At 62.8% G+C, this 13,450-nt stretch carries 8 protein-coding genes; 4 read left to right on the top strand and 4 right to left on the bottom strand.

Features of this window, described 5'->3' with window-relative positions; translation table 11 throughout:
• Window positions 1–8: 8 nt before the first annotated feature.
• The 3 genes from zipA to CXP40_RS20520 all read right to left on the bottom strand — a co-directional run bounded on the left by zipA (window position 9) and on the right by CXP40_RS20520 (window position 5,198).
• Window positions 9–830 (bottom strand): cell division protein ZipA, encoded by an 822-nt coding sequence (gene zipA / locus CXP40_RS20530; RefSeq protein WP_099525448.1) that lies wholly within the window; start codon window positions 828–830, stop codon window positions 9–11.
• A gap of 213 nt (window positions 831–1,043) precedes the next feature.
• The gene (gene smc / locus CXP40_RS20525; RefSeq protein ID WP_106735238.1) at window positions 1,044–4,532 is read right to left on the bottom strand and encodes a chromosome segregation protein SMC; all 3,489 of its coding nucleotides are present in this window, start codon (window positions 4,530–4,532) and stop codon (window positions 1,044–1,046) included.
• A gap of 6 nt (window positions 4,533–4,538) precedes the next feature.
• The gene (locus tag CXP40_RS20520) at window positions 4,539–5,198 is read right to left on the bottom strand and encodes a GntR family transcriptional regulator (protein ID WP_106735237.1); all 660 of its coding nucleotides are present in this window, start codon (window positions 5,196–5,198) and stop codon (window positions 4,539–4,541) included.
• 612 nt (window positions 5,199–5,810) lie between these two features.
• Between CXP40_RS20520 and xdhA the strand changes: the two genes are divergently transcribed.
• The 4 genes from xdhA (at window position 5,811) to guaD (ending at window position 12,235) form a co-directional block, all read left to right on the top strand.
• A complete protein-coding gene (xdhA, locus tag CXP40_RS20515; RefSeq protein ID WP_106735236.1) occupies window positions 5,811–7,250 on the top strand; it encodes a xanthine dehydrogenase small subunit in 1,440 nt (479 codons plus the stop codon).
• 62 nt (window positions 7,251–7,312) lie between these two features.
• Window positions 7,313–9,709: a xanthine dehydrogenase molybdopterin binding subunit gene (xdhB, locus tag CXP40_RS20510; protein ID WP_106735235.1), complete on the top strand. Its 2,397-nt coding sequence runs from the start codon at window positions 7,313–7,315 to the stop codon at window positions 9,707–9,709.
• A gap of 287 nt (window positions 9,710–9,996) precedes the next feature.
• Window positions 9,997–10,827: a xanthine dehydrogenase accessory protein XdhC gene (xdhC, locus tag CXP40_RS20505; RefSeq protein WP_106735234.1), complete on the top strand. Its 831-nt coding sequence runs from the start codon at window positions 9,997–9,999 to the stop codon at window positions 10,825–10,827.
• Between the two features lie 106 nt (window positions 10,828–10,933).
• Window positions 10,934–12,235 carry a guanine deaminase gene (guaD, locus tag CXP40_RS20500; protein WP_106735233.1) on the top strand — a complete coding sequence of 434 codons (1,302 nt, stop codon included), beginning with the start codon at window positions 10,934–10,936 and terminating at the stop codon, window positions 12,233–12,235.
• A 311-nt stretch (window positions 12,236–12,546) separates the two neighbouring features.
• Here the strand turns inward: guaD and CXP40_RS20495 are convergent, their stop codons facing one another.
• Window positions 12,547–13,314 (bottom strand): GntR family transcriptional regulator, encoded by a 768-nt coding sequence (locus tag CXP40_RS20495; RefSeq protein WP_106735232.1) that lies wholly within the window; start codon window positions 13,312–13,314, stop codon window positions 12,547–12,549.
• Window positions 13,315–13,450 lie beyond the last annotated feature (136 nt).

Below are 13,450 nucleotides of genomic sequence, written 5' to 3'. Positions count from 1 at the left end.
CTGATGTTTCAGCGTTTCTGGGTCAGCTGCCGGCGCTCGAATTCAACGATGCGCTGGCGATAATGCTCGATGGTCTGCGCGGTCATCACGCTGCGCTGGTCGTCCTTCAGCTCGCCGCCCAGCTCGTGGGCCAGTTTGCGCGCGGCAGCGACCATGACGTCAAAGGCCTGCTTGGGATGACGCGGGCCGGGCAGACTGAGGAAGAAGCTCACCGCACGGGTGCTGAAGCCTTCGATGTCATCTAGATCGAAGGTGCCCGGCTTGAGGGCGTTGGCCATGGAGAACAGCACTTCACCATTGCCAGCCATGCTTTCGTGGCGGTGGAAGATATCCATCTCGCCGAAGCGCAGGCCACTTTCGAGGATGTTCTGCAGCAGAGCCGGGCCCTTGAAACCGAAATCATCGCGGGCGACCACGTTGATCACCAGCACCTCTTCCACCGGCGCGGCATCAGCGGCTGGCTTGGCGGCTTTTTTCGGCTCGACGGGTTCGTCATCGACCGGATTGAGCAGAGTCGGCACCGGCTCATCGACGGCCAGATTGAGATCACCCTGCTGCGGTTCGTTGCGTGGACGACGCGGCAGGTCCTTGGCAGTCATCGACGGCAGTTCGTCTTCGTCCAGTTGCGGCTCGTGATCGCGATTGACCACACGTGGCGGGCTGAGCAAATCCGGGTCGCTGTCGTCATCCGGCATGTTGGCGAAGCTGCGGTCGAGCTTGAACTTTAGCCTGCCCTTGCCACCGCGCATACGGCGCCAGCCGTCGAAAAGAATGCCAGCGATAACGATGATGCCAATAACGATCAGCCACTCGCGCAGACCGAATTCCATGAAATACCTGACCCTTAATAATTCTGGTGAAAAAAAGATCCAATCAACCGGATCACAACTCAACTATAAAACGCGACGTCAACTTGATGTTCTATCTGACGTTTTCCGCGTGTAACAAAAGTGGGCAATAAGCTAGCACGACGAAAGGCAACTTTACACAGGGAGCCACATAAGGTTTTGCCTATATTCAGTTAATCTCGCGGCGCTCTGCCATCACGCCTCCACCATCGCCAGCGCCTCCTCGACATCCACCGCCACCAGGCGCGAACAACCCGGCTCGTGCATGGTAACCCCCATCAGTTGATCGGCCATTTCCATGGCGATCTTGTTGTGGGTGATGTAGATGAACTGCACCGTCGCCGACATCTCCTTGACCAGCCGCGCATAGCGCCCGACGTTGGCGTCGTCCAGCGGTGCATCCACTTCGTCCAACATGCAGAACGGCGCCGGATTGAGCTGGAAGATGGAAAACACCAATGCCAAAGCGGTCAACGCTTTCTCTCCACCGGAGAGCAAATGAATGGTGCTGTTCTTCTTGCCCGGGGGCCGCGCCATGATGGTTACACCGGTATCGAGTAAATCTTCGCCGGTGAGTTCCAAATAAGCGTTGCCGCCACCGAAAACTTTTGGAAAGAGTGCCTGCAAACCGCCATTGATCTGATCGAAGGTGTCCTTGAAACGATTGCGCGTTTCCTTGTCGATCTTGCGGATGACGTTCTCCAGGGTTTCCAACGCCTCGACCAGGTCGGCGTCCTGAGCATCCAGGTAGCGCTTGCGCTCGGACTGCTGCTGATACTCGTCGATAGCCGCCAGGTTGATCGGCCCGAGACGGGCAATACGCGCGGCCATGCGCTCCAGCTCTTCTTCCCAGGCGCTTTCCGTGGCCTCGGCCGGCAGCGTGGCGATCACCCCGTGTAGATCGTAATTGTCCTCGGCGAGCTGGTCGGCCAACGCCTTGCGCCGTACGTTGAGCGACTGCCAGTCCATGCGCTGTTGCTCCAGCTGGCTGCGCAGCATTTGCGCCTGCTGCTCGGCCTGGGTGCGGCGTTTCTCGGCATCACGCAGCTCACGGTCGGCATCTTCCAGCGCCAAGCGCGCCTGACGCAGCTCGTCGTCCACCGCCATGCGTCGCTCGAGCAACTCTTCGAGCTTCATGCGCAGCTCTTCCAGCGGCGCCTCGCCCTCTTCCAGATTCAGCGACAACTGCTCGCGTCGCTCGTGCAGACGCTCGGCCTGCATCTCCAGGCGCTCCAGCGCCTGACGGGTGGAGTCGTGCTGCGCCTTGAGCGAACCGACGCGCACCGCCAACTGGTGCGCATGATCCTTGTGCTGGCGGGCTTCCTGACGTACGCGATCAAGGCGCTCGCGCAGGCTGTCACGGCTGGCCAGCAGGCTTTCGCGTTGCTCGTTATCCAGCGCCATGGCATCCAGTGCGTCTTGCAATTGCAGGCGCGACTCGCCCAGTTGTTCCTGCTCGATCTCGCGCTGCTCTGCGGCCTCCTGCAGTTCGTCCTGCAAGCGACGACGGCGCAGGCCCAACTGCTCGGCCTTGGCCTGGCTAGCGGACAGCTTTGCCTTCAGCTCGGCCAGCTGGCGCGCCAGTTCCTGGCCTTGACGGCGCTGCTGCTCGCGTTGTTCTTCCTGACGACGTTGATCATCGCGCAGCCCCAGCAGACGCTCATCCAGTTGCACCAGCGCCGCTTCGCGCTCCTCACGTTCCAGTTGCAGACACTCCAGCTCCTGGCCACGCGCCAGCACGCCGCTGTCGGCTTCGGCAGCACGACGTACGCGCAGAAAATGCCGACCGACCCAGTAGCCGTCGCGGCTGATCAGGCTTTCGCCGTCAGCCAGTTGCGCGCGGGCCGCCAGCGCCTGCTCCAGGGATTCCACCGGGCGCACGCCGGCTAGCCAGGGCGACAGGTCGTGGCTCGACTCGATCTTGTCCAGCAAGCTGCCGGCACGCCGCACACCACCCGAAGCCGGGCTGGCCAAGCGCAGCTCGCCCTGCTCCAGCGCAGAGAAATCCAGGCCGGCGAAATCATCCAGCAGCACAGCCTGCAGGTCGGCACCGAGCACAGTTTCCACCGCCAGCTCCCAGCCGGATTCCACGCGCAGCCCTTCGGCTAGACGCGGACGCTGCAGCAGGTTCTGCTCACGCAACCACTCGCCGGCGCCCTGCCCCGGATCGAGCGCCGCCTGCTGCAGTGCCTCCAGCGACGCCAGGCGGCCACTGAGACGTTGCAACTCACCTTGCGCCTGCTGCTGGGCCTGACTGGCTTGTTGCAACTCTTCACGCAGTTGCTGCAGACGCTCGGCCTGCTGCTCCTCGGCCAGTTGCAGCGCTTCGTGCTCCAGCTCGCCAGCGGCAAGCTGTTCATTCAATTCGAGAATGGCGGCGTCTTCCGGGTCGGCCGCCAGTTGCTGCAATTCTTCGTTGAGGCGGCGCTGGCGTTCGGCCAGACGCTCCAGGCTCTGCTCCAGCTGGGCGATGCGCGATTGCTGCACTTCGGCCTGGCGGCGCGGTTCGGCGCTGCGCTGGTTGAAACCGTCCCACTGTTCCTGCCAGCCGTGCATGGCGGCTTCGGCCTCTTCCAGACTGGCGGCGGATTCCTCGGCAGCAGCGGCGGTCATCTCTTGCTCGGGCAGGAGCATCTCCAGCTCTTCGCCCAGTGTGGCCAGCAAGGTTCGGTCGTGACCCAGGTGCGATTCGGTTTCCAGACGCGCCTTTTCCGCCTCGCGCAAATCGTCCTGCAACTGGCGCAGGCGCTGCTGGCCGTGCTGGATGCTCTGCTCGACGCGGGCGATATCGCCGCCCACGGAATAGAAGCGGCCCTGCACCAGATTGAAACGCTCGCTCAATTCGTGATGACCGTCGCGCAGGCGCTCGATGGCGGCATCGGCGCTGCGCTGCTCGGCCACCAGGGCCTCGAAGGCCACTTCCTGATCACCGATCACCTGCTCGCGGCTGCCGACCTGCTGGTTCAGCGTCTGCCAGCGCAGGGCCAGCAGTTGCGCCTTGAGCTGACGCTCCTCGGCCTTGTACTCCTGATACTTCTCCGCCGCCTGGGCCTGACGGTGCAGGCGTTCGAGCTGGCGCTCCAGCTCTTCGCGCAGGTCGGTCAGACGTGCCAGGTTTTCCTGCGTGCGGCGGATGCGGTTCTCGGTCTCGCGGCGGCGCTCCTTGTACTTGGAGATGCCGGCGGCTTCCTCGATGAAGTTGCGCAGCTCCTCGGGCTTGGCCTCGATCAGCTTGCTGATCATGCCCTGTTCGATGATCGAGTAACTGCGTGGACCCAAGCCGGTGCCGAGGAAGATGTCAGTGATATCGCGGCGGCGGCACTTGGTGCCGTTGAGGAAATAGGTGTTCTGCCCGTCGCGTGTCACCCGGCGGCGAATGGAAATCTCGGCGAAGGCGGCGTATTCACCCACCAGCGAGTTGTCGCTGTTGTCGAAGATCAGCTCGATCGAAGCCTGGGTCACCGGTTTACGGGTGTTGGAGCCGTTGAAGATGACGTCGGTCATCGACTCGCCACGCAGGTTCTTCGCCGAGCTTTCACCCATTACCCAGCGTACGGCGTCGATGATGTTCGACTTGCCGCAACCGTTGGGCCCGACCACCGCCGCCATGTTGCTGGGAAAGCTTACCGTCGTCGGATCGACGAAGGACTTGAAGCCCGCCAGCTTGATGCTCTTCAGGCGCATCTGGGCTTAGCGCTCGGCCAAAGTCGCCAGCACCAGCTGGCAGTTGTGCTCGCCATAAGCCTGCAGCACCTCGCGGGCACTCACGGGGTCGCGGGCGATGATCGCCTGCAGCAGGCTGGCGAAGGTATTCATGAACTGGCCCATCTCGCCTTTGCGTCGCTCCAGCGCCAGGTGGTAGGTGCGACTGATGGCCGGCAGCAGATTCTCCAGGGTTTCCTGCAGATAAGGGTTGTCGGCGAAGGGAAAGGCAGCGCGCATCACGTCGAAGCTGTTCTCGACAAAGGCGCCGATATCACCGCGCTCCAGGCTGGCCAGCAGGCGCTGCTGGATATCGATGAAAGGCGCCAGGTCGGTTTCCACCTTCCAGCGCTCGATCACCGCGCGCGCCAGCATGATGTAGAGCTCGATGCTCAGCGCATAGAGGCTGGTGACGTGGTGCGGGGTCAGTTCGCTGACCTGGGCACCGCGGCGGGGCAGGATCACGATCAGATGACGGCGCTCGAGAATCAGCAGCGCTTCGCGTACCGAACCACGACTGACGTTAAGGGCCTGGGTGACTTTCTGCTCCTGAATGCGCTCACGTTCCTTGAGCTCACCGCGAATGATGCGTTCGGCCAGGTAATGCGCGATTTGCTCGGCGAGGCTGTCCGGGGCCTTGAACGTCATGACATTCCTTATTTACGTCGATCCAGGGGCAGGCGGTCGAGTCTGGGAGCCCCGCCACGGCTGGGCGGGAGCAAGAAAATCTGGCGGCAAGTGTACCACAGGGCGTTACCGGGCCAAGCTCCGCAATCAGGTGCTGCGTCACGCCTACAGCGGTCCATAACGCGCGCGCTCCACGCGCCCGACTAAGCCGGTGGAGAGCACCAACTGAGTGAATCGCAGTTGGCTGGAGCCCCTCGTTCGAGCACACCCGATGACTCCTGTAACGCTAGCTTGCGAGCTTCATATTGCAGGGAGGCTGCGGTCGTACGCACCTGCTGCTCCGCGAAAAGCCTCACTGCGTAAAGCCTAGGCGGCGCCGCGACACCCTGCGAAAGACCCGTAGCAGAGCGCTCGCTGGCACGAAACCCGCTACGCTCAGGGCATGAATCCAGCCCGCCGCGCTCATAACCGAAACGCATGACAAGCAGCTGACCACTAGGTCAAATATTTGTTGACCCAAAAGTCAGAAAACTCTAGATTGCCTCCATGGCCAATCACGCCCGGGGCCTTGCAATGCGCGCACATACCCGGCGAGCCACCGATTCATAACAATAAAGTGCCTGGAGGTCGTCCTTGATCCAGTTTTTACTCAACCGGGAGCTGCGCACAGAGCATGCCCTGGACCCCAACGTCACCGTGCTCAATTACCTGCGTGAGCATGTCGGCAAAACCGGAACCAAGGAAGGCTGCGCCTCCGGCGACTGCGGTGCCTGCACCGTGGTGGTGGGCGAGCTTGAGGGCGACCGCGTACGCTACCGCACCCTCAATTCCTGCCTGACCTTCGTTTCCAGCCTGCATGGAAAGCAACTGATCACCGTCGAAGACCTCAAACACAAGGGCAAGCTGCACAGCGTGCAGCAGGCGATGGTCGACTGCCATGGCTCGCAGTGTGGCTTCTGCACCCCCGGCTTCATCATGTCGCTGTTCGCCCTGCAGAAGAACTCCACCGGGTACGACAAGGGCCAAACCATGGAGGCCCTGGCCGGCAACCTGTGCCGCTGCACCGGCTACCGCCCGATCATCGACGCCGCCGAACAAGCCTGCTGCCAGAAGCAGCCGGATCAGTTCGATGCCTTCGAAAGCGATACCGTGGCCCGACTCAAGAGCATCGCTCCGCGCGAGACGGCCGAGCTCAATAGCGGCGACAAACGCTGCCTGGTACCGCTGACCGTGGCCGACCTGGCCGATCTCTACGCCGCCAACCCTGAGGCACGCCTGCTTGCCGGTGGCACCGACCTGGCCCTGGAAGTCACTCAGTTCCACCGCGAACTGCCGGTGATGATCTACGTCGGCCATATCGAAGACATGAAGCGCATCGAAGTGACCGACAGCGCCATCGAAATCGGCGCTGCCGCGGCGCTGTCCGACTGCTACGAAGCGCTGTCGCGCGAATACCCGGACTTCGGCGAGCTACTGCACCGTTTCGCCTCCCTGCAGATCCGCAACCAGGGCACCCTGGGCGGCAACATCGGCAACGCTTCGCCCATCGGCGATGCTCCGCCACTGCTGATCGCCCTCGGCGCGCAGATTGCCCTGCGCCAGGGCAACACCCGCCGTATCCTGCCGCTGCAAGACTACTTCCTCGATTACAAGGTGACTGCTCGTCAGGAAGCCGAATTCATCGAGAAGATCATCGTGCCGCGCGCCCAGGCCAACCAGGCGTTCCGCGCCTACAAGGTATCCAAGCGCCTGGACGACGACATCTCCGCCGTCTGCGCGGCCTTCAACCTCACCATCGAAGAGGGTGTGGTCACCGAAGCCTGTATCGCCTTCGGCGGCATGGCCGCCATTCCCAAACGCGCCAGCGCCTGCGAAGCGGCCCTGGTCGGTTCGGCCTGGTATCCGGGCGTGATCGAACGCGCCTGCAACGCACTGGCTGAGGACTTCACCCCGCTGTCGGATTTCCGCGCCAGCAAGGAATACCGCCTGCTCACTGCCCAGAACCTGCTGCGCAAGTTCTTCCTGGAGCAGCAGTCGCCCGAGATCGAAACCCGGGTTACCGCCTACGCGTAAGCGTGCAGTGAATTGATCCGCCGCCGGCGCACCCGGCGGCATGCGAAGTTTTGGAGGCGAAGATGTCCAGTCATATCGAACACAAATCCCAGGAAGAGCTGGCCGCCCTGTTCCGCGCCGGCATGACCAGCGGCGTCGGCCGCAGCGTCAAGCACGAGAGCGCGGACAAGCACGTGTCCGGCGAAGCGGTCTATGTCGACGACCGCCTGGAATTCCCCAATCAATTGCACGTCTACGCACGCCAGTCCGATCGCGCCCATGCGCGCATCGTGCGCATCGACACCAGCCCCTGCTACGAGATTCCGGGGGTGGCCATCGCCATCACCAAGGATGACGTACCGGGCCAGTTGGATATCGGCCCGGTGGTCGCCGGTGACCCGCTGTTGGCCGACGGCAAGGTCGAGTACGTTGGCCAGGTGGTGCTGGCTGTAGCCGCCGACAGCCTGGAAACCGCACGCAAGGCGGCCATGGCTGCCATCGTCGAGTACGAGGACCTGGAGCCGGTGCTCGATGTGGTCGACGCCTACCGCAAGAAGCATTTCGTGCTCGCCAGCCACACCCACCGCATCGGCGATTCGGCCAGCAAGCTGGCCAGCGCCCCACGCCGCCTGCAGGGCACCCTGCATATCGGTGGCCAGGAACACTTCTACCTGGAAACCCAGATTTCCTCGGTGATGCCCACCGAAGACGGCGGCATGCTGGTCTACACCTCGACACAGAACCCCACCGAGGTGCAGAAGCTGGTCGCCGAAGTGCTCGGCGTGCCGATGAACAAGATCGTCATCGACATGCGCCGCATGGGCGGCGGCTTCGGCGGCAAGGAAACCCAGGCAGCCGGCCCGGCGTGCCTGTGCGCAGTGATCGCGCACCTCACCGGCCGGCCGACCAAGATGCGTCTGCCGCGCATGGAAGACATGAGCATGACCGGCAAGCGTCACCCCTTCTACGTGGAGTACGACGTCGGCTTCGATGACGACGGTTTGCTGCACGGCATCGAGATGGACCTGGCCGGCAACTGCGGCTATTCGCCGGACCTGTCCGGCTCCATCGTCGACCGAGCCATGTTCCACTCGGACAACGCCTACTTCCTCGGCAACGCCACCATCAACGGTCATCGCTGCAAGACCAACACCGCTTCGAACACCGCCTACCGCGGCTTCGGCGGCCCACAGGGCATGGTCGCCATCGAGGAAGTGATGGACGCCGTCGCGCGCAGCCTGGGCAAGGACCCACTGGAAGTGCGCAAGACCAACTACTACGGCAAGACCGAGCGCAACGTCACCCACTACCACCAGACGGTGGAGCACAACGTCATCCACGAGATGACCGCCGAGCTCGAGGAAAGCGCCGAGTACGCCAAGCGCCGTCGCGAGATCATCGAGTTCAACCAGAAAAGCCCGGTACTGAAGAAAGGCCTGGCCATGACCCCGGTGAAATTCGGCATCAGCTTCACCGCCACCTTCCTCAACCAGGCTGGCGCGCTGATCCACATCTACACAGACGGCTCGATCCACCTGAACCACGGCGGCACCGAGATGGGCCAGGGCCTCAACACCAAGGTCGCGCAGGTCGTCGCCGAAGTGTTCCAGGTCGATATCGAACGCATCCAGATCACCGCCACCAACACCGACAAGGTGCCCAACACTTCGCCCACTGCAGCCTCCAGCGGCACCGACCTCAACGGCATGGCGGCGAAGAACGCGGCCGAGACCATCAAGCAGCGCCTGGTGGACTTCCTGGTGCGCGAGTACAAGGTCACCCCGGAAGACATCGAATTCCGCAACGGCCAGGTGCGCGTGCGCGATCACTTCCTGTCCTTCGAGGAGGTGATCCAGAAGGCCTACTTCGGCCAGGTCTCGCTGTCCTCGACCGGCTTCTACCGCACCCCGAAGATCTACTACGACCGCGACGAGGCGGCTGGCCGTCCCTTCTACTACTACGCCTACGGCGTGGCTTGCGTGGAGGTGCTGGTCGACACCCTGACCGGCGAATACCGCATGCTGCGTGGCGACATCCTGCATGACGTCGGCGACTCGCTGAACCCGGCCATCGACATCGGCCAGGTCGAGGGCGCGTTCGTCCAGGGCATGGGCTGGCTGACCATGGAAGAGCTGGTGTGGAACGCCAAGGGCAAACTGATGACCAACGGCCCGGCCAGCTACAAGATCCCGGCCATCGCCGACATGCCCATCGACCTGCGCGTAAAGCTGGTGGAGAACCGCAAGAACCCGGAAGACACCGTGTTCCACTCCAAGGCAGTCGGCGAGCCGCCGTTCATGCTCGGCATCGCCGCCTGGTGCGCGCTGAAGGACGCAGTGGCCAGCCTGGCCGACTACAAGGTGCAGCCGCAGATCGACGCCCCGGCCACGCCTGAGCGCGTGCTCTGGGGTGTGGAGCAGATGCGCAAGCTGAAGGCACAGAGCAAGGCAGCCAGCACTGCCGAGGTCGAACCTGCCTGACGCCGATACAGCTTCAGGCTGCCGTGGGAGGGGCTTTAGCCGCGACTGTCGCCGCTGCGACTGCAGGGATGCAGGAGGTAGAGCGAAGCAGGATGCCCGAGCCGAAAGCGCCTCCCACAGACCTGCGACTGCGAACGAATGATGAATGGGTGTACAACAATGACAAAACACACCGAACCGAATACACCACCCGCTCGCCCGGCACCAGAGCCGATTCTGGCCCCTTCGCCGAGCAACTGGCGCCTGCCGCGCCCGGGACAAACCACGCCTTCCTGGAGGCTAAGCAAATGAGCTGGATCAGCGCTCTCGCCGACCTGCAACAACAAGGTGAAGCCTGCGTGCTGGTGACCATCATCGAGGAACGTGGCTCGACGCCACGTAATGCCGGCTCGAAGATGGTGGTCACCGCCGAACGCATCTTCGAGACCATCGGCGGCGGTCATCTGGAATACAAGGCCATGGAGATGGCGCGCGAGATGCTCGCCAGCCGCAGCCAGGACACCCGCCTGGAGCGCTTCTCTCTTGGCGCCAGCCTTGGCCAATGCTGCGGTGGCGCCACCGTGCTGCTGTTCGAACCCATGGGCCAACCACAGGCGCAGATCGTCGTGTTCGGCGCCGGTCACGTCGGCCGCGCGCTGGTACCGCTGCTGGCCAGCCTGCCGTGCAAGGTGCGCTGGATCGACTCACGGGAGAACGAATTCCCCGAACACATCCCCGCTGGTGCGCAGAAGATCGTCAACGACGAGGTGGTCGACGAGGTGGAGAACATGCCGCCTGGTAGCTACTACATCGTCATGACCCACAACCATCAGCTCGATCTGGAGCTGACCGCGGCGATCCTCAAACGCGGCGACTTCGCCTACTACGGCCTGATCGGCTCGAAAACCAAGCGTGTCAAGTTCGAGCATCGCCTGCGCGAACGCGGCTTCGAGGAAACGTTGATGGCACGCATGCGCTGTCCCATGGGCCTGGCCGAAGTGAAAGGCAAACTGCCGGTGGAAATCGCCGTATCCATCGCCGGCGAGGTGATCGCCACCTACAACGCAAGCTTCGGCCAGGACGTGAAGAAAGGCGAATCCAGCGTCGCCAAGCTGCTTCCGGCCTCACGCCGGTCCTGATCCGGGCCGCCATGGCCCGTAGGGTGTCGCGGGGCCGCCTAGGCTGCGCGCACCGCCCCTATTTTTCCGGTGCGCATGGCGCACCCTACGCATGAGATTTCGAATAATGAGTAACACCCGCAAAGCCTACCGCGCCGCCATCCTGCACAGCCTCGCCGACCCGGCTGTCGTCGGTGTCGAGCAGTCCTACCAGCACTTCGAGGACGGCATTCTGCTGATCGAGAACGGCAAAGTCGCCCAGGTTGGTGCAGCTGCCGAGCTGCTGCCCAAGCTGGGCGGCGTCGAGGTCCAGCACTACCGCGACGCGCTGATCACACCCGGTTTCATCGACACCCATATCCACTACCCGCAGACCGGCATGATCGCCTCCTACGGCGAGCAGTTGCTGGACTGGCTCAACACCTACACCTTCCCCACCGAGAAACAGTTCGAAGACAAGGCGCATGCCAGCGACGTGGCGGCGATCTTCCTCAAGGAACTGTTGCGCAACGGCACCACCACCGCCCTGGTATTCGGCAGCGTGCACCCGCAATCGGTGGATGCCTTCTTCGAGCAGGCCGACAAGCTCAACCTGCGCATGATCGCCGGCAAGGTGCTGATGGATCGCAACGCCCCGGACTACCTGACCGACACTCCCGAAAGCGGCTACGCCGAGAGCAAGGCGCTGATCGAGCGCTGGCACGGCAAAGGCCGCCTGCACTACGCCGTCACCCCGCGCTTCGCCCCCACCAGTACACCGGAGCAGCTGGATCTGGCCGGTAAGCTGTTCGGCGAATACCCGGACCTGTACATGCACACCCACATTTCCGAAAACAAGGCTGAGGTGGCCTGGGTCAAGGAGCTGTTCCCGGCGCGCAAGGGCTATCTGGACGTCTACGACCACCACAAGCTGATCGGCCCGCGCGCGGTGTTCGCCCATGGCGTGCACCTGTGCGACGACGAGTGCAAGCGCCTGGCCGAGACCGGCTCGGCTGTCGCCTTCTGCCCGACCTCCAACCTGTTCCTGGGCAGCGGCCTGTTCGACCTGAACAAGCTGGAAGAACATGGCGTGCGCGTCGGTCTCGGCACCGACGTCGGCGGCGGTACCAGCTTCAGCCAGCTGCAATCGCTGAACGAGGCGTACAAGATCATGCAGTTGCAGGGCAAGAAGCTCGATCCGTTCAAGTCGCTGTACCTGGCCACCTTGGGCGGCGCCAACGCGCTATATCTGGACGACAAGCTGGGCAACTTCATGCCCGGCAAGGACGCCGACTTCCTGGTGCTGGACTACAACGCCACGCCACTGATCAGCTACCGCATGCAGCAGGCCAAGAGCCTGGAAGAACGCCTGTTCGCCCTGACCATGCTTGGTGATGACCGCACAGTGAAAGAGACCTTCGCCGCCGGTGTATCGGTGCACCAGCGCTGAGCATAGGGTGCCTGGAGCCGCCTAAAGTGAAGCCGGATGCTACTCCGCGTAGGGTGGATTAGCGGCGCTGAACGCTAATCGTAAAAGCGCAGATGAGAGCGGTGCGCCGCGTAATCCACCAGGCGATGGAACGCGTTGCGCCGATGGTGGGTTACGCCGCATCTAGCACGGTGCTGTGGTCAGTAGCGGTGATAAGCGGCTAACCCGCCCTTGAAACATCAACTGTTCCCAGGTCGAGTGCACCCCACCCCGCTGGATACAAAAAAGCCCCGATGCGCGAGCACCGGGACTTTCTTGTCACACGCAGTCGATCAGCGATTGGCAGCGCTGCGGCCGGACTTCTTCTTGGTCTGCAGCAAGTGCGAGAACACCGCGTGCAGGTCGTCCGAGGCACTTTCCTCGTCCAGGTTCAGCTTGCTGTCGATGTGATCCATGTGATGCATCATCAGGTGCACCGCACGCTCGGCATCGCGCGCTTCGATAGCGTCGATCAGCTGATTGTGTTCGTCGTAGGAGCAATGCGAACGGCTCCCGCTTTCGTACTGGGCGATGATCAGCGAGGTCTGCGAAACCAGGCTGCGCTGGAAACTCACCAGCGGCGCATTACGCGCGGCCTCGGCCAGCTTCAGGTGGAATTCGCCGGACAGACGAATACCTGCGCCCCGGTCACCGCGCGAGAAGCTGTCCTGCTCGTCCTTGACCATCTGCCGTAGCTCAGCGAGCTGCTCAGCGGTGGCGTGCTCGACGGCCAGCTCGGTGATGGCACGCTCGACCAGACGGCGCGCATAGAAGATCTGCCGCGCCTCTTCGACGCTCGGGCTGGCCACTACCGCACCGCGGTTCGGGCGCAGCAGTACCACACCCTCGTGGGCCAAACGTGACAGGGCGCGACGAATAATGGTGCGACTGACGCCGAAGATCTCACCCAACGCCTCTTCGCTCAGCTTGGTGCCAGGCGCCAGACGCTGTTCGAGAATGGCATCGAAGATGTGGGCATATACGACATCGTCCTGAGTCCCGCTGCGGCTGCTTTTGCCCACGCGCGGCTGCTTCTTGAGAGGCTGCAATTGATCGTTCATTCTGGCTCGCGTCAATGAGAGTCGGCGACACTGCGACTCTACTGTGTTCTACCCGGTAGCTGACAAGCTCCGAGCGAAAAAACATCAGAAAAAAATTGGGGCAATTGTACACAAGTCAATCAGCCATCACACCACT

Source organism: Pseudomonas sp. YY-1 (genome assembly GCF_002843095.1).
Taxonomy (GTDB): domain Bacteria; phylum Pseudomonadota; class Gammaproteobacteria; order Pseudomonadales; family Pseudomonadaceae; genus Aquipseudomonas; species Aquipseudomonas sediminis_A.
The sequence above is the reverse complement of the archived record's forward strand: the minus strand, read 5'-3'. Positions and strand labels throughout refer to the sequence as shown.

Coding starts and splice junctions, on each gene's coding strand:
- CXP40_RS20495 (WP_106735232.1), bottom strand. CDS start 13,314: ATGAACGATCAATTGCAGCCTCTCAAGAAGCAGCCGCGCGTGGGCAAA.
- smc (WP_106735238.1), bottom strand. CDS start 4,532: ATGCGCCTGAAGAGCATCAAGCTGGCGGGCTTCAAGTCCTTCGTCGAT.
- guaD (WP_106735233.1), top strand. CDS start 10,934: ATGAGTAACACCCGCAAAGCCTACCGCGCCGCCATCCTGCACAGCCTC.
- CXP40_RS20520 (WP_106735237.1), bottom strand. CDS start 5,198: ATGACGTTCAAGGCCCCGGACAGCCTCGCCGAGCAAATCGCGCATTAC.
- xdhB (WP_106735235.1), top strand. CDS start 7,313: ATGTCCAGTCATATCGAACACAAATCCCAGGAAGAGCTGGCCGCCCTG.
- zipA (WP_099525448.1), bottom strand. CDS start 830: ATGGAATTCGGTCTGCGCGAGTGGCTGATCGTTATTGGCATCATCGTT.
- xdhC (WP_106735234.1), top strand. CDS start 9,997: ATGAGCTGGATCAGCGCTCTCGCCGACCTGCAACAACAAGGTGAAGCC.